This window comes from Nocardia implantans, from assembly GCF_035544775.1.
Taxonomy (GTDB): domain Bacteria; phylum Actinomycetota; class Actinomycetes; order Mycobacteriales; family Mycobacteriaceae; genus Nocardia; species Nocardia implantans.
On sequence record NZ_JAYKYQ010000005.1, the window covers coordinates 291,721 to 308,060 of the forward strand.

The following is a 16,340-nucleotide window of genomic DNA, read 5'->3' on the forward strand; positions in this document are numbered from 1 at the left end:
CGGAGGTGGCCCCCCGGCGAACTTCCGGTGAACCCGGCGGGCGGCGCCGAACGCGCCGCCGCGCAACCGATCAGAGACCGAAGCTGCCCGGACCCCGTCTGCGCAGGTACTTCTCGAATTCCGCCGCGATGGCGTCGCCGTCGATCTTGGCCATCGCCTCGTTCACGTCGACCGCCGCGTCGCCGCGCTCCTCCAGCGAGCGCACGTACTCGCTGATCTCCTCGTCGCCCACGGTCATCTCGTTCACCGCGGTCTCCCAGTCCTCGGCCTGCTTGGGCAGCTCACCCAGCGGCACCTCGATGTCGAGCACGTCCTCCACCCGGTGCAGCAGCGCGATGGTCGCCTTCGGATTGGGCGGCTGGGAGACATAGTGCGGGACGGCGGCCCAGAACGACACCGCGGGGACCCCCGCCTTCACGCACTGGTCCTGCAGCACGCCGGTGATCCCGGTCGGACCCTCGTACCTGGTCTGTTCCAGGTTGAACCGCTCGGCCGCCTCCTTGCTGTAGGCCGAGCCCGTCACCGGCACCGGGCGGGTGTGCGGAGTGTCCGCCAGCAGCGCGCCGAGAATGACCACGGTCTGCACCCCGAGCTGTTCGATGAACTCCAGCAGGTCGCCGCAGAAGCTGCGCCAGCGCATATTCGGTTCGATGCCGCGCAGCAGGACCACGTCGCGGTCGCTGCCGGGCGGCGAGCAGACCGACAGCATTGTCGACGGCCACTGGATTTCCCTGGTCACACCGTCCACCTGACGCACCGTCGGCCGGTTGACCTGATAGTCGTAGTAGTCCTCGGAGTCGAGCTCGGCCAACGGCTCGGCGTCCCAGATCAGTTCCAGATGCTCGACGGCGCCGCTGGCCGCGTCACCGGCGTCGTTCCACCCCTCGAAGGCGGCGACCAGTACCGGATCCCGCAACGTCGGCAGTTCCGGATCGGGAGTTTCACTGGCGTTCACTCGGTCAGCCTACGGCGTGCGGCGAAATGGCGTGTCGTATGACGGCCGGACCGGGTGGCGTGTTTCCGCGCGCGGACAGGGCGGCGCCGCACGGCGCGTGTGGTCCAGGACACCGAGGCGCGACGCCGTGGCCTGGATCGTCGGCCCCGCCCACTACGCTGGAGCGCATGTCTGCGTCCATCCCCGCCGAGTTCGACACCACGCTACTCGACACGCTGCGCCGCCGTGTCGTCATCGGCGACGGTGCGATGGGCACCATGCTGCAAGCGGCCGATCTGACCCTGGACGATTTCCGCGGGTTGGAGGGCTGTAACGAGATCCTCAACGACACCCGCCCCGACGTGCTGCGCGGTATCCACCGCGCCTACTTCGAAGCGGGCGCCGACGCGGTCGAGACCAACACCTTCGGCTGCAACCTGCCCAACCTCGCCGACTACGACATCGCCGACCGGATCCGCGACCTCTCCGAGCGTGGCACCAGGCTGGCCCGCGAGGTCGCCGACGAGATGGGGCCGTCCTCCGACGGTACGCCACGCTATGTGCTCGGCTCGATGGGGCCGGGCACCAAGCTGCCCACGCTCGGTCACGCCCCGTTCGCCGCGCTGCGCGACGCCTACACCGAGGCCGCCCTCGGCATGCTGGACGGCGGCGCCGACGCCATCCTCATCGAGACCTGCCAGGACCTGCTGCAGGTCAAGGCGGCGGTGACCGGCAGCAAGCGCGCGATGGCGAAGCTGGGCCGCCGGATCCCGATCATCACGCACGTCACGGTGGAGACCACCGGCACCATGCTGGTCGGCAGCGAGATCGGCGCGGCGCTGACCGCGCTGGAACCGCTCGGCATCGACATGATCGGCCTGAACTGCGCGACCGGCCCGGACGAGATGAGCGAGCACCTGCGCCACCTGTCGCGGCACGCGCAGGTGCCGGTCTCGGTGATGCCGAACGCCGGCCTGCCCGTGCTCGGCGCCGACGGGGCGGTCTACCCGCTCACCCCCGAGGAACTGGCCGTGGCGCTGCGCGGGTTCGTCACCGAGTTCGGCCTCGCCCTGGTCGGCGGCTGCTGCGGGACCACGCCCGAGCACATCCGCCAGGTCACCGCCGCGGTGCGCGAGGTGGAGCCGACCCTGCCGCCGATCGCCGAGCGGCGCGCGCCGGTGCACGAGCCGAGCGTGTCCAGCATGTACACCGCGGTGCCGTTCGAGCAGGACGCCTCGGTGCTGATGATCGGCGAGCGGACGAACGCGAACGGTTCCAAAGCGTTCCGCGAGGCCATGCTCGCCGGGGACTGGCAGAAGTGCCTGGACATCGCCAAGGACCAGACCCGCGACGGCGCGCACATGCTCGACCTGTGCGTCGACTACGTCGGCCGCGACGGCACCCGCGACATGGCGGAGCTGGCGAGCAGGCTGGCCACCGCCTCGACGTTGCCGATCATGCTCGACTCCACCGAGACCCCGGTGCTGCGGGCCGGGCTGGAACACCTCGGCGGGCGGTGCGCGGTCAACTCGGTGAACTACGAGGACGGCGCCGGTCCCGATTCGCGTTTCCAGCAGACCATGCGCCTGGTGGCCGAGCACGGCGCGGCGGTGGTCGCGCTGACCATCGATGAGGAGGGCCAGGCCCGCACCGCGGCGAAGAAGGTGGAGATCGCCGAACGGCTGATCGCCGACATCACCGGCAACTGGGGGCTGGCGGAGAGCGACATCATCATCGACACGCTCACCTTCACCCTCGGCACCGGCCAGGAGGAGTCGCGCCGCGACGGGCTGGAGACCATCGAGGCCATCCGCGAGCTCAAGCGCCGCCATCCTCGGGTGCAGACCACTTTGGGCCTGTCCAATATCTCCTTCGGCCTCAATCCGGCCGCCCGGCAGGTGCTCAATTCGGTCTTCATGCACGAATGCGTCCAGGCCGGTCTGGATTCCGCGATCGTGCACGCCTCCAAGATCCTGCCGATCAGCCGCATTCCGGAGGAACAGCGGGAGGTCGCGCTGGATCTGGTGTACGACCGCCGCGCGGAGGGTTACGACCCGCTGCAGAAACTGATGGCCCTGTTCGAAGGCGTGTCCACCTCCTCGTCGAAGGCCTCGCGTGCGGAGGAACTGGCCGCGCTTCCGCTGTTCGAGCGGCTGGAGCGGCGCATCGTCGACGGTGAACGCGCCGGGATGGAAGCCGACCTGGACGCGGCGATGACCGAGGTGCCGCCGCTGCAGATCATCAACGAGACCCTGCTCGCCGGGATGAAGACGGTCGGCGAGCTGTTCGGGTCCGGACAGATGCAGCTGCCGTTCGTGTTGCAGTCCGCCGAGGTGATGAAGGCCGCCGTCGCCTACCTCGAGCCGCACATGGAGGCCACCGACGACAGCGGCAAGGGCCGCATCGTGCTGGCCACGGTGAAGGGCGACGTGCACGACATCGGCAAGAACCTGGTCGACATCATCCTGTCGAACAACGGCTACGAAGTGGTCAACCTCGGCATCAAACAGCCGATCGGCACCATCCTGGACGCCGCGGTGGACAAGAAGGCCGACGTCATCGGCATGTCCGGGCTGCTGGTCAAGTCGACCGTGGTGATGAAGGAGAACCTCGAGGAGCTCAACGCCAAAGGCGTGGCCGATCAGTTCCCGGTGCTGCTCGGCGGTGCGGCGCTCACCCGCTCCTACGTGGAGAACGACCTGGCCGACGTATACGAGGGCGACGTGCACTACGCGCGCGACGCGTTCGAGGGACTGCGGCTGATGGACGACATCATGACCCGTAAGCGCGGCGGCGACCTCGACCCGGACAGCCCCGAGGCCATCGCCGAGCGGGAGAAGGCGGCCGAGCGCAAAGCGCGCCACGAGCGCTCCAAGCGGATCGCCGCGGAACGCCGGGCGGCCGAGGTGCCCGTCGTGGTGCCGGAGCGCTCCGACGTCGCGGCCGACCTGCCCGTGCCGGTACCGCCGTTCTGGGGCACCCGCGTGGTGAAAGGCCTCGCGGTGCACGAGTATTCGGGTCTGCTGGACGAGCGGGCGCTGTTCCTGGGGCAGTGGGGCCTGCGTGGGCAGCGCGGCGGCGACGGACCCGGCTACGAGGAATTGGTGGAGACCGAGGGCAGGCCGCGGCTGCGCGCCTGGCTGGACCGGTTGAGCACCGAGGGCGTGTTGCAGCATGCCGCGGTGGTGTACGGCTACTTCCCCGCGGTGTCCGAAGGCGATGACGTCATCGTGCTCACCGAACCGGACCCCGACGCGCCGGAACGGCACCGGTTCACCTTCCCGCGTCAGCAGCGCGACCGGTTCCTGTGCATCGCCGACTTCATCCGTTCGCGGGACTACGCCCGAACGACCGGCCAGGTGGATGTGCTGCCGTTCCAGCTGGTCACGATGGGTCAGCCGATCGCCGACTTCGCCAACGAGCTGTTCGCGGGCGACAGCTACCGCGACTACCTCGAGGTGCACGGCATCGGCGTCCAGCTCACCGAGGCGCTCGCCGAGTACTGGCACCGCCGCATCCGTGAGGAACTCGTCCTCGACGGCCACGCGGTCGCCGACTCCGACCCGGCGGACGTGCAGGAGTACTTCAAGCTCGGCTATCGCGGCGCGCGGTACTCCTTCGGCTACGGCGCCTGCCCGGAGTTGGAGGACCGCGCCAAACTGGTCGACCTGCTCGAGGCCGGTCGCATCGGCGTCGAACTCTCCGAGGAGCTGCAGCTGCATCCGGAGCAGTCCACGGACGCCTTCGTCCTGCTGCATCCGGAGGCGAAGTACTTCAACGCGTAAGCCTTGGCCTGCCGGTCATAGCGAAATGCTCTCGCGTCAAGGGCCTTCGCTACCTGGCCGGATGCGGCGTCACGCACCGCCCGGCGCGCTCGTCGGCGCGTCATCGTGGGTGGGCGCGCGCTGCTGACCTGCGAGATCACCGGTGCCGGCGTGGGGAGGTGGATGTCTGTCGGGTGGATGTGCCATTGTCGAAGGCGTTGTAACTGCATCCGGGGCAGTCGGCGGATGCGTTCGCGTCACTGCTCAGTGGTGCAAAGCACCTCGGCGCGTACGCTTTCGGAGTCCCTCCCGGCTTGCGCGTGGAGTGCGGAACGGCTAGGCGCGCAAGTAGGAGAGGCACACCACCATGACGGCGGATCGACTGATCGCGGGACGGTATCGGCTCACGGATCCGATCGGCACCGGCGCCATGGGTGTGGTCTGGCGGGCCACCGACGTCCGGCTGCAGCGCACCGTCGCGGTCAAACAGGTGCTGCTCGGTCCAGGACTCACCGGATCGGCTGCGCTGGAGGCGAAACGGCGTGCGATGCGGGAAGGGCGGATCGCCGCGCGGCTGCACCACCCGAACGCCATCACCGTGTTCGACGTGGCCGAGGACGACGGCCAGCCCTGGCTGGTCATGGAGTACATGGACGCGCCGAGCCTGGCGACCAAACTGTCGGGCGATCGCACGCTGCCGCCGCTCGAGGTCGCGCGGATCGGCGCGCAGGCGGCGAGCGCCTTGGCCGCCGCGCACGACGCGGGGATCATGCACCGGGACGTGAAGCCGGCGAACCTGCTGGTCGCCGACGACGGCACGGTCAAGATCACCGATTTCGGCATCTCCAGGGCGGTCGGCGACGTGACGGTCACGGCCACCGGCTTCCTCGCCGGGACACCGGCCTATCTCTCACCCGAGGTCGCCCGCGGCGAGGACCCGGAACCGGCGTCGGACGTCTTCGCGCTCGGTTCCACGCTGTACGCGGCGGTGCAGGGCACCCCGCCCTTCGGTGAGGGGGACAACCCGCTCGCCCTGCTGCACGCGGTCGCGCAGGCCGAGATCCCGGCGCCGGAGGGCGCGGGCGCGCTGGGGCCGGTGCTGATGTACCTGCTCGCCCCGTCCGTCGCCGACCGTCCGACCATGCGCGAGGCGAAAGAGGCCCTGGAAGCCGTTGCGGCGGGACGGGATCCCCAGGTGCCCGCGCCGGTGACGAAGGTGATCCCCGCGCCGGGAACGGCTGCCGCCGCGACGACCATCCTGCCGAACCGAGCCGCCACGGTTTCGCCGGAGCGGCCGGACGAGACCGGAGTCACCGCGGTCGTGCCGGGTAGGTCCGCGCCGCAACCCGTTACGCCACCGCCGGCGCCTAAGCGAGCGGCCGGGCTGGTGGCGACGTTGCCGGGCGTTCTGCGCGTCCGGCAGCGCGGCCGGCTGATCGCCGTGGAAGCCGCCGCGGTGGTCGCGGTGCTGATCCTGGTCGCCGTCATCGCGACGCTGACCAGAGCGGACGGCGAGGGTGACGCCGCGCCGACGTCCTCGGTGGCGCCTCCGGCTGCCGTGGCGCCCGAGAACACGGTGGCACCGTCCGGCGCGGCCGGCCCGGAGCCACGACAGGCCCCGGCACAAGCTCCCGCCCAAACCCCGCCGCAGGCTTCGGCTTCCCCAGCGCCCACCTCCGGGGCCGTGCCGGGGCCCGCGGCCACGTCCGTGGGCGTCCCACCGCCTCCGCCGGCCCCGGGAGCCACCGCGCCGGCGCCGACGACGAACCCTGTCCCGAACACCACCACTCCGCCGCCCAGCAGCACGCCGCAGCCCACCACCTCCAGCCCGGCCCCGACCACGACCGGCCCGACCGCCACCGCGACGACCACCCCGTCCGCGCCGACATCCGACCGGATCGCCTCGTTCATCCAGGGCTACTACGGCATGCTGCCCGCCAACGTGTCCGGCGCGTGGACCCAGCTCGCACCCGGATACCAGGCGCAGACCGGTTACGACTCCTACGTGAACTTCTGGGGCACGATTCGGTCGGTGCGCGTGGGCTCGGTCACGCAGAACGGTGCGAACCGGGCGGTGGTCGCGCTGACCTATACCCTGAAGAACGGCACGACGACCTCCGAGAACCGCTGGATCGAGGTCGTCGGCGACAGTGCCAAACTGCAGATCGCCGCATCGGGCACCTAGGGGTGAAGTCCAGAGGTCGGCCGGGTGCCCGGTGGCAGACCTCCGATGGCACGGGTTCGGTACGTTCGTCCGGCCGCTTCGGCGGCCGGGGCCGAGCCGTGCCCGTAACCGTGGACATGATCTAGGAGAAGGACCGAAACGTGACAGCGCGACTGGCTGGAGTGCTCTGGGACATGGACGGCACGCTGCTCGACTCGGAGAAGCTCTGGGACGTCGCGGTGCGGGAGCTGGCGCGCGAGCACGGCCACGAGATGACCGACGCGATCCGGCACGCGCTGATCGGGGCGTCCGGCCCGAACGCGCTGCGGATCATGTTCACCGGTCTCGGCATCGAGCCGACCCCCGATTCGCTGCGTGCGGCGGGGAAGTTCCTGGAGCGGCGGGTGACCGAATTGATGACCGGCCCCATCCCGTGGCGGCCGGGTGCGAAAGACGCGCTCGCCATGGTGCGTGCCGCGGGGTTGTCCAGCGCGCTCGTCACCAATACCAAGCGGTCGCTCACGGAGTTCGGTCTGGACACGCTGGGGCGTGACTTCTTCGACGTCTCGGTCTGCGGCGACGAGGTGGCGCACGGCAAGCCGGAGCCGGACGTCTACCTGCGCGCCGCCGGGCTGCTCGGGCTCGATCCGAGGCAGTGTGTGGCGGTGGAGGATTCGCCGACCGGTGCGCGTGCGGCGCAGGCGGCGGGTTGCGCCGTGCTGGTCGTCCCGTGCGAGATCCCCGTGCCGGACGCGCCGCGGCGGGTGTTCCGGGATTCGCTGATCGGACTGACCGTCGCGGATCTCGAACACGCTCTGCGCGTGCGGGGTTGAGTCGACAGGGTGATCGCGCCGCCCCCTGAGTTCGTCGAGAGTTACTGTGCCGCAACGGGTGTGCGCGCAGATGATAGGTGTGACCGTGATCACCGGCAATCTCGCCGAATCCCGGGCGTGTCGGCGAGCGCTCCACCAAAATGACGCCATGGCAGCGTTGGGCGTCCTCGACGAGATCGTTGATACCGCACAATATCCCCTGGCGGACCCGGAAGGACCCGCGCTGCGGGAAGCGATCCGGCGCGCCCGTGCCGAGCTGGCCGAGACCGGTTGCACGGTGCTACGTGGATTCATCCGTCCCGAACTGACCGAAACCCTGCGGGCGCAGGGCGAGCTGATGGCCCCGCACGCGCACTACGAGGTCGAGCGGGTCAACGCCTACAACATTCCCCTGGACGCCGACCTGCCGCAGGACCACCCCGGCCGGATCGTGCTGGAACGGGGCAACGCCTTCGTCCCCCGCGACCGCATTCCCGCCGACGCGCTGATCCACCGGCTCTACACCGACGAACTGTTCCAGCGCTTCGTCGCCGACTGCTTCGGCCTGTCCGAACTGCACGAGTTCGCCGATCCCCTGGCGGGACTGTGCCTCAACGTCGTCGCGCCGGGAATGTCGCATCCCTGGCATTTCGACACCAACGAATTCACCGTCTCGATGCTCACCCAGCCCGCCGAGGACGGTGGCGTCTTCGAGTACTGCCCCAATATCCGCACACCCGAGGCGGAACATCTCGACGACGTCCGCGCCGTGCTCACCGGCACCGGCGAACGATTCGTCCAGCGGCTCGAACTGCGTCCGGGCGACCTGCAGCTGTTCCAGGGTCGCTTCTCGTTGCACCGCGTCTCACCCGTCGGCGGTGCGCGCCAGCGCCATTCGGCCATTTTCGCCTACACCGATCGTCCCGGGATGGTCGGCACGGTGGAACGCACCCGGCAGTTGTTCGGCCGCGTGCTACCCGACCACCTAGCCGCCGCGGCCGACGCCGTCCGGGGCGATCGACTGCTCGACTGAGCCGAACGGCTCGACTGACCGAGCTCGACCCGAGAGGACCGACAGTGCCAGTGCCGTTAGACACCACCGGGAAAGCGTCTTTCGACGATATCTACGTCCGCCCGGATCCACGCGCTTACTACACGCGCATGTCCGAACTGGACTACCGCATTCCGGAACTGGCGAAACCGCTCTTCCAGCAGCAGATCCGGGAGTTCCGCGCCTCCGCCCGGGTCGGCGTGCCGACCGTGCTCGATCTCGGGTGCTCCTACGGCGTCAACGCCGCGCTGCTGCGTCTGGACACCACCATCGGCGAGCTGGCCGAGCACTACGCCGCCGCGGACGCCGACCGCGCCGATCTGATCCGGCGCGATCGAGCCCGCGTCGCGGCGCGGGCCGAGGCCGAGGACGTCCGCTTCATCGGGATGGACGCCGCGCGCCCGGCCCTCGAGTACGCGCGCGAGGCCGGGCTCCTGCACGAGGCGGTACACGCCGACCTGGAGTCCGGCGAACCGACCGACGAGCAGCGCGCCCTGCTGGCGACCGCCGATCTGGTCGTCTCCACCGGTTGCGTCGGCTACATCACCGAGAAGACTTTGACCCGAGTGGCCACCGCGCACCCGCGCAGGCGGCCGTGGATGGCACACTTCGTACTGCGCATGTTCGACTTCGCACCGATCGAGGCGGAACTCGCCGCGCTCGGCTACCGGACCGAGCAGGCGCCGGGGTTGTACCAGCAACGCCGGTTCGCCTCCGCGGCCGAACAGGCGCAGGTGCTGAACACCCTGTCCGCCAACGGGATCGACACGACCGGCCGGGAAGATCAGGGCTGGCTGTATGCCAACCTGTATGTCTCCAGGCCGCTGCCGAAACATCACGCCGACACCGAGGACTCGCATTGACCGAACGCACCTTCGCCGCCGACGACCACCTACCCCGGGTGCCCCTGCCGACGCTGGAGGACAGCTGTAGCCGGTTCCTGCAGTGGTGCGAGCCGCTGCTGACCGCCGACGAGATCGCCGCCACCCGGGCCGCGGTCGACGACCTGCTGCGGCCCGACGGGCCGGGGCGCACGCTGCACGCGGCGCTCGCGGAGTACGACGCGACGCCCGGCGTCGGCAGCTGGCTCGACCTGTTCTGGCCGTCGCGGTATCTGGGCAGGCGCGACCGGATCGCCCTGAACGCGAACTTCTTCTTCCTGTTCCAGGACGACACCCCACTGGCCGCGTCCACCGCCGCGACCCAGGTGGACCGTGCGGCGGGCATCATCTCCGCCGCCGTCGACTACAAGCTGGCGCTCGACCGGGAGGCCATCCCGCCGGTGACCCAGCGCGGGCAGCAACTGTCCATGTGGCAGAACAAGTACCTGTTCTCCGAGACCAGGATCCCCGGCGTGGAGCAGGACACGGTGCGCGTGCCCTACAGCGCGGAATGGCCGGGCCCGTCGCAGGCCCGGCACATCGTGGTGTTCTTCCACGGCAGCACGTTCCGGATGGACGTGATCGGTCCGGACGGAGCGCCGTACTCGCCGGAGGATCTCGCCGACGGGCTGCGCGCGGTGCTGAAGGCTGGCGCGCGCCCGGCACGCACCGACACCGCCGTGGGGCACCTCACCACCAAGGCTCGCGCGGAATGGGCGCAGAGCAGGCAGCGGCTGCTGGCCGAGCCGGCGAACGCGGCGGCGCTGGACACCATCGAGACCGCGCTGTTCGCCGTCTGCCTGGAGGACTTCGCTCCGCGCGACGAGCTGCACGCCTGCGACGAGCTGCTGCACGGCGACAGCGCGAACCGGTGGTTCGACAAGTCGGTGTCCTTCATCGTCTTCGCCGACGGACAGGCCGGCATCAACGTCGAGCACTGCGGGCTGGACGGCACCACCATCCTGTCGTTCGTGGACACCCTGCTGGAGACCACGGTGCAGGAGCACGCCGCCCACTCCGGCGCGCAGGCGCAGGGGCTGCCCGCGGTGGAGGCGGTCGAGTTCGTGCTGGACGAGGCACAGCGCAGCGATATCGCCGCGGCGGGCGCGGCCTTCGCCCAGTACGCGGCGGCGAACGCCACCCAGACGGTGTCGTTCCCGGATTTCGGCACCGCCAAGGCCAAGCAGCTGGGCATCTCGCCGGACGCGTTCGCGCAGCTGAGCTACCAGTTGGCCCACCGGCGCAGCAAGGGGCTCACCGGCGCGACCTACGAGTCCATCGCCACCAGGCAGTACCGCAACGGCCGCACCGAGGCCATGCGGGTGATCACCCCGGAGATGATCGCCTTCGTGGACGCGATGCAGGACCAGGACGCGAGCGCCGAGGCGAAGCTCGCCGCGGCGCGCACCGCCGCGGCCGCGCACGTGGAGCGGGCCAAGCAGTGCCAGGCCGGGGACGCACCCGAGCAGCACCTGTGGGAGTTGCAGTGGATCCAGCGGCGCCGCGGCGCGGAACTGGGCGTCACCGACCCGATCCCGCTCTACGACAGCCCCGGCTGGACGATCATGCGGGACGACTACCTGAGCACCAGCTCGGCGCCGTCGGTCAACATCCGTTACTTCGGCTTCGGCTCCACCAGCTCCCGCTGCATCGGCATCGCCTACGTCCTGCTGCCGGACCGCTGGAATCTCTACCTCGCCACCCCGAAACCGGTCGCCGACCAGATGTACGCCTTCGCCGACCACCTCCGCACGGCCGTCGCCGATCTGCAGGCGCTGCTCGCCGGAAACTAGCGTTCTCCGCCCGGTGCGCCCGCCACGGCAAGGGGCGGGCGCACCGGGCGGTTGCCTTCACCGGCCTTCGTGGGCCGGAGCAACAGGCCCGCATCCGGGTCTGAAACAATGGCTCATCGTGAAGAACTTCGAATCCCTGTTCGCCGAGCTGCAGGATCGTGCGGTCAACCGCCCCGAGGGGTCCGGAACCGTTGCCGCGCTGGACGCAGGCGTGCATACCCAGGGTAAGAAGGTGCTCGAAGAGGCCGGCGAGGTGTGGCTGGCCGCCGAACACGAGAGCGACGAGTCGCTCGCCGAGGAGATCTCCCAGCTGCTGTATTGGGTGCAGGTGCTGATGGTGGGTCGCGGGCTGAAGCTCGAGGACGTGTACCGACATCTGTGACGGCACGTCCGACACCCGTTACACCTCCCGAAAGGACTCCCTCCATGCTGCGCGTCGCAGTCCCCAACAAAGGCGCCCTCTCCGAATCCGCCGTCTCGATCCTCGCGGAGGCGGGATACCGCAAGCGCACCGATTCGCGCGACCTCACCGTGCTGGACCCGGCCAATCAGGTCGAGTTCTTCTTCCTGCGGCCCAAGGACATCGCGATCTACGTCGGTTCCGGCGAACTGGATCTCGGCATCACCGGACGTGATCTGGCCCTCGACTCCGGCGCGCCGGTGCAGGAACGGCTCGCGCTCGGCTTCGGCCGCTCCACCTTCCGCTACGCGGCCCCGGCCGGACGCGAATGGAAGGTCGACGACCTGCGTGACAAGCGCATCGCGACGTCCTACCCGAACCTGGTGCTCGCTGATCTGCGCCGCCGCGGCATCGAGGCCGAGGTGATCCGCCTCGACGGCGCGGTGGAGATCTCCATCCAGCTCGGCGTCGCCGACGCCATCGCCGACGTGGTCGGCTCGGGGCGCACGCTGCGCCAGCACAACCTGGTCGCGTTCGGTGAATCGCTGTGCGACTCCGAGGGCGTGCTGGTCGAGCGCGAGGACGCCGATCGCGGCGACCGGGCGCGCAATCAGCTCGTCGCCAGGATCCAGGGCGTGGTGTTCGCCCAGCAGTACGTCATGCTCGACTACGACTGCCCGAAGAACCTGCTCGACGAGGCGGTCGTGATCACCCCCGGGCTGGAGTCGCCGACCGTGGCGCCGCTGGCCGACACCGGATGGGTGGCGGTGCGCGCGATGGTTCCGCGCAAGCAGAGCAACGAGCTGATGGACAAGCTGGCAGATCTGGGCGCGAAAGCCATCCTGGCCACGGACATCCGCTCCTGCCGGGCATTCTGAACGCCGGATTCGCCCGATCCGCCTGATCCGTTCAGGCTGAGCGCAATCGGTGTGCGCTGTGACCGGGTGTTGCTACCGTGCGGCCTCTCGATGAGGAAACGCAAGGAGCCCCCGTGTCACAGTCACCACCCGATGAGCAGTCGGGCAGCACATTCACCTGGAACGAGGACTGGCTGGCGGCGATCGCCGGGCTGGTCTTGATCGCGCTGGTCCTGCTCGGCGCGATTCCGGATTGGCTGGTGCCGTGATGGCCGAGACCGGAGCCGGAGCGGCGAAGGAACCGGAAACGCTGGCCGACAACCGATCTGCGGCCGACGCGCCGTCCGGGCTGCCCTCGTCGGAGACCGAGGTGGTGCAGGCGACGTCCCGGCCGACCATCGCGGCCATCGCCGCCGGTGTCGCGGTCGTGCTGGTACTGGGCGCTCTCACCCGCTACTTCGAGACACACGTCCCGCGGTGGTCGGTGGACACCCCGTTCCAGCGGGTCGCCAAGTCGATCGAATTCCCGGTGTACGCCATCGCCCTCGGCCTGCTCGGCAATCTCGTACTGAGCAAACTCGGACTGCGGGACCGGCTTTCGGCGGGCTTCCGCACCGAGTTCTTCATCAAGACCGGCGTGGTGCTGCTCGGCGCATCGATCAACCTGAAGGTGCTGGTCACCGCGGCGGGCCCGTCGATCCTGCAAGCGCTGCTGCTGATCACCACCGTGTTCGGTTTCACCTGGTGGCTGGGCGGACGTCTCGGGCTGGACGACAAGCTGCGCGCGCTGCTGTCCTCGGCGGTGTCGATCTGCGGTGTCAGCGCGGCCATCGCCGCGGCGGGCGCGGTGCAGGCGCGGCGCGAGCAGATCGCCTACGCGGCCTCGCTGGTGATCGTCTTCGCGCTGCCGTCGATCTTCCTGCTGCCCTGGCTGGCGGAGGTGCTCGGGCTCTCGGACGAGGTCGCGGGCGCCTGGATCGGCGGCAATATAGACACCACGGCGGCGGTCGCGGCCTCGGGCGCGATCGCGGGGGAGAAGGCGCTGCAGATCGCCACGATCGTCAAGACCACGCAGAACGCGCTGATCGGCGTGGTCGCCATCGCGCTGACCGCGTACTTCACGTTGCGTGTCGAGCGCACGCCCGGTGCGGTGCGGCCGTCGCCGCGCCAGTTCTGGGAGCGGTTCCCGAAGTTCGTGCTCGGCTTCGTCGCCGCATCGATCATCGGCACGCTGTACCTGCAGGCGGTGGACAAGAAGTCCGGCGCGGCGCACATCGCGATCGTCAACGATCTGCGCACCTGGTTCCTGATCTTCGCGTTCGTCTCCATCGGCCTGGAGTTCTCGCTGCGCGGGCTGCGGGAAGCGGGCTGGCGGCCGGTCGTGGTGTTCGGATCGGCCGCGGTCGTGAATCTCGCGGTGGGGCTCGGGCTCTCGGTGCTGCTGTTCCGCGATTTCACCGCCTGAAGCCGGCTGCGGTGGATACGCAACCGAAACCTGGGCACGCGGTGTCGCTCGCTCCTGGACTCCGGTAGCGGGCGGCCCGCCGTTGGAGAAACGTTCACCGGCCGGTTTCGCGGGTCGGTTCGAAACCACCGGGCTCACCGGGAAGGCTGTCGGTCGTGCCGGACAGGATCGACGACCAGAAGGCCGCGGCGGAGCCGGGTCTGCGAGCGAGCGCCCCGGCGGACGACGGTGCCTCCGGGAACGGCGCGGCGTAGACGCGCATTCGCGATCTGTTGATCGTCGCGGGTGACGCGGTTCTGGTCGCGGTCCTGATCGTGGCGGTTCTCCTGCTCGGCGAGCGCGGGACCTCATCGGACTTCCTGTGACCGCTCTGGGCCACTAGAACGTCAGTCCGAGACGGCTTCGGCGAGGGTCTCGTCCGGGGATTCGGTGACGCCCTCGCGCGGCCAGCCGGGATAGGGCGGTGGCGTGCCGCCGAACGCCGGGCACAGTGGCTTGTAGTCGCAGTAGGAGCACAACCAGCCGGTGTTCGGCTGGAAGTCCCCGGTGCGCCCCGCCTCGAGGATGGCCGCCCACAGCGCCGAAAGCGTGCGTTCGAAGCGCAGCAACTCCTGCTCATCGGGGGCGTAGGTGAGGATCTGCTCGTCGGCCAGGTAGATCAGCCGTAGCTGGGCGGGCACGAGGCCGCGGGTGCGCAGCACCACCAGCGCGTAGAACTTCAGCTGGAACAGCGCCTTGGTCTCTTGCGTCGGTCCGGGTACTCGGCCGGTCTTGTAGTCCACGACGCGCAGGGCACCGTTCGGCGCGATGTCGATCCGGTCGACGAATCCGCGCAGCGGCGCGCCGTCGGCCAGTTCCACCTCGACCCGCGCTTCCCGCGATTCCGGATCGAACCGGGTCGGATCCTCCAGCCGGTAGTACCGCCGCACCAGTGCGCGCACCTCGTCGAGGAACGCCTCGAGTTGCCCGGCTGCGATCAGTTCCGCCACCTCCGGCTGTTGCGCGTGCACCCGCGCCCAGGACGACGGCACCAGGGCCTCGGCGCGCTCGGGCACCCGCTCGGCGGCGGGCAGCCCGTAGAGATCCTCCAGCACCGCGTGCACCACCGTGCCGCGCACCGCGTGCACCGACGGCCGCTCCGGTATCCGATCGATCGCGCGGAACCGGTATTTCAGCGGACACTGCTTGAAATCCATTGCCCGGGAGGGCGACAGCGCGGGCCTGGCGCGGCGGGCCGTCGCATCGGGCTGGGAGGTCCGCGCGTCGTCGGCAGGGGGCGTGGACACGGGCGAGCACATACCTGGCAGGCTATCCGGCGGCACCGACACTCCGGTGCCGGACAGCACGGAACCCAACGAGCGGGACGGAGATTCATGACGGCCAGACGGACCGGGCCATTCACCATCGGTGACCGGGTGCAGCTGACCGATGCCAAAGGGCGCCTGTACACGGTGGTCTTGGAGCCGGGCAAGGAATTCCACACCCATCGCGGCGGAATCAAGCACGACAGCCTGATCGGCGCCGACGAGGGCAGCGTGGTGCATTCCACCAACGGCACGCCCTACCTCGCGCTGCGTCCGCTGCTGATCGACTACGTGCTGTCCATGCCGCGCGGCGCCGCGGTCATCTATCCGAAGGACGCCGCGCAGATCGTGCACGAGGGCGACATGTTCCCCGGCGCGCGCGTGCTGGAAGCCGGCGCCGGATCCGGTGCGCTGACCTGCTCGCTGCTGCGGGCAGTGGGTCCGCAGGGGCAGGTGGTGTCCTACGAGATCCGCGACGATCACGCCGAGCACGCGATCCGCAACGTCGAGACGTTCTTCGGCGAGCGGCCGGCGAACTGGTCGCTGACCGTGGGCGACGTGGCCGGCTACACCGGGGAGCCGGTCGATCGCGCCGTGCTGGACATGCTCGCGCCGTGGGACGCGCTACCGGCGGTGTCCAAGGCGCTGGTGCCGGGCGGCGTGCTGATCGTCTATGTCGCCACCGTCACCCAGCTGTCGAAGGTGGTCGAAGCGCTGCGCGAGCAGGAGTGCTGGACCGAGCCGCGCTCCTGGGAGTCGCTGGTGCGGCCGTGGCACGTGGTCGGCCTCGCGGTGCGGCCCGAACATCGCATGCAGGGCCACACCGCCTTCCTGGTCAGCGCCCGCAGGCTGGCCGAGGGCACCGTCACGCCCAAGCCGCAGCGCAGGCCGTCGAAGGGCTGAGCGCGGCCGGGC

14 protein-coding genes are annotated in these 16,340 nt (G+C 69.8%); 11 read left to right on the forward strand and 3 right to left on the reverse strand.

What is annotated here, in order from left to right:
- Positions 1 to 70: 70 nt before the first annotated feature.
- Positions 71 to 955, reverse strand: a complete 885-nt coding sequence (locus U3653_RS14575; RefSeq protein WP_039798445.1) for a PAC2 family protein — start codon at positions 953 to 955, stop codon at positions 71 to 73.
- A gap of 167 nt (positions 956 to 1,122) precedes the next feature.
- Between U3653_RS14575 and metH the strand changes: the two genes are divergently transcribed.
- The 10 genes from metH to U3653_RS14625 all read left to right on the forward strand — a co-directional run bounded on the left by metH (position 1,123) and on the right by U3653_RS14625 (position 14,121).
- Positions 1,123 to 4,719, forward strand: coding sequence for a methionine synthase (gene metH, locus U3653_RS14580; protein WP_195080068.1), 3,597 nt, complete (start codon positions 1,123 to 1,125; stop codon positions 4,717 to 4,719).
- A gap of 346 nt (positions 4,720 to 5,065) precedes the next feature.
- A complete protein-coding gene (locus tag U3653_RS14585; protein WP_195080067.1) occupies positions 5,066 to 6,883 on the forward strand; it encodes a serine/threonine-protein kinase in 1,818 nt (605 codons plus the stop codon).
- 140 nt (positions 6,884 to 7,023) lie between these two features.
- Entirely contained in the window at positions 7,024 to 7,695 is a 672-nt protein-coding gene (locus U3653_RS14590; protein ID WP_323123997.1) for an HAD family hydrolase, read from the forward strand.
- 148 nt (positions 7,696 to 7,843) lie between these two features.
- Positions 7,844 to 8,707 (forward strand): HalD/BesD family halogenase, encoded by an 864-nt coding sequence (locus U3653_RS14595; RefSeq protein ID WP_195080066.1) that lies wholly within the window; start codon positions 7,844 to 7,846, stop codon positions 8,705 to 8,707.
- Between the two features lie 128 nt (positions 8,708 to 8,835).
- Positions 8,836 to 9,588: a class I SAM-dependent methyltransferase gene (locus U3653_RS14600; protein WP_323123998.1), complete on the forward strand. Its 753-nt coding sequence runs from the start codon at positions 8,836 to 8,838 to the stop codon at positions 9,586 to 9,588.
- Positions 9,585 to 11,399 (forward strand): choline/carnitine O-acyltransferase, encoded by a 1,815-nt coding sequence (locus tag U3653_RS14605; RefSeq protein ID WP_195080064.1) that lies wholly within the window; start codon positions 9,585 to 9,587, stop codon positions 11,397 to 11,399. The genes U3653_RS14600 and U3653_RS14605 overlap by 4 nt, the downstream gene beginning before the upstream one ends.
- Positions 11,400 to 11,499: 100 nt before the next feature.
- The gene (locus tag U3653_RS14610) at positions 11,500 to 11,781 is read left to right on the forward strand and encodes a phosphoribosyl-ATP diphosphatase (RefSeq protein WP_174315390.1); all 282 of its coding nucleotides are present in this window, start codon (positions 11,500 to 11,502) and stop codon (positions 11,779 to 11,781) included.
- A gap of 44 nt (positions 11,782 to 11,825) precedes the next feature.
- Positions 11,826 to 12,677 (forward strand): ATP phosphoribosyltransferase, encoded by an 852-nt coding sequence (hisG, locus tag U3653_RS14615; RefSeq protein WP_195080063.1) that lies wholly within the window; start codon positions 11,826 to 11,828, stop codon positions 12,675 to 12,677.
- Between the two features lie 113 nt (positions 12,678 to 12,790).
- Positions 12,791 to 12,925, forward strand: a complete 135-nt coding sequence (locus U3653_RS14620) for a hypothetical protein (RefSeq protein WP_323123999.1) — start codon at positions 12,791 to 12,793, stop codon at positions 12,923 to 12,925.
- Positions 12,925 to 14,121: a YeiH family protein gene (locus U3653_RS14625; protein ID WP_195080062.1), complete on the forward strand. Its 1,197-nt coding sequence runs from the start codon at positions 12,925 to 12,927 to the stop codon at positions 14,119 to 14,121. Before U3653_RS14620 ends, U3653_RS14625 begins: the two co-directional genes overlap by 1 nt.
- A 94-nt stretch (positions 14,122 to 14,215) precedes the next feature.
- On the opposite strand, the gene U3653_RS14630 is transcribed toward U3653_RS14625, so the two are convergent.
- Entirely contained in the window at positions 14,216 to 14,383 is a 168-nt protein-coding gene (locus U3653_RS14630; protein WP_195080061.1) for a hypothetical protein, read from the reverse strand.
- 124 nt (positions 14,384 to 14,507) lie between these two features.
- Positions 14,508 to 15,419, reverse strand: coding sequence for a RecB family exonuclease (locus tag U3653_RS14635; protein ID WP_195080060.1), 912 nt, complete (start codon positions 15,417 to 15,419; stop codon positions 14,508 to 14,510).
- A gap of 75 nt (positions 15,420 to 15,494) precedes the next feature.
- Between U3653_RS14635 and U3653_RS14640 the strand changes: the two genes are divergently transcribed.
- The gene (locus tag U3653_RS14640) at positions 15,495 to 16,328 is read left to right on the forward strand and encodes a tRNA (adenine-N1)-methyltransferase (RefSeq protein WP_195080059.1); all 834 of its coding nucleotides are present in this window, start codon (positions 15,495 to 15,497) and stop codon (positions 16,326 to 16,328) included.
- Positions 16,329 to 16,340: the final 12 nt, after the last annotated feature.

Coding starts and splice junctions, on each gene's coding strand:
- metH (WP_195080068.1), top strand. CDS start 1,123: ATGTCTGCGTCCATCCCCGCCGAGTTCGACACCACGCTACTCGACACG.
- U3653_RS14585 (WP_195080067.1), top strand. CDS start 5,066: ATGACGGCGGATCGACTGATCGCGGGACGGTATCGGCTCACGGATCCG.
- U3653_RS14595 (WP_195080066.1), top strand. CDS start 7,844: ATGGCAGCGTTGGGCGTCCTCGACGAGATCGTTGATACCGCACAATAT.
- U3653_RS14600 (WP_323123998.1), top strand. CDS start 8,836: ATGTCCGAACTGGACTACCGCATTCCGGAACTGGCGAAACCGCTCTTC.
- hisG (WP_195080063.1), top strand. CDS start 11,826: ATGCTGCGCGTCGCAGTCCCCAACAAAGGCGCCCTCTCCGAATCCGCC.
- U3653_RS14625 (WP_195080062.1), top strand. CDS start 12,925: ATGGCCGAGACCGGAGCCGGAGCGGCGAAGGAACCGGAAACGCTGGCC.
- U3653_RS14630 (WP_195080061.1), bottom strand. CDS start 14,383: ATGCGCGTCTACGCCGCGCCGTTCCCGGAGGCACCGTCGTCCGCCGGG.
- U3653_RS14635 (WP_195080060.1), bottom strand. CDS start 15,419: ATGTGCTCGCCCGTGTCCACGCCCCCTGCCGACGACGCGCGGACCTCC.
- U3653_RS14640 (WP_195080059.1), top strand. CDS start 15,495: ATGACGGCCAGACGGACCGGGCCATTCACCATCGGTGACCGGGTGCAG.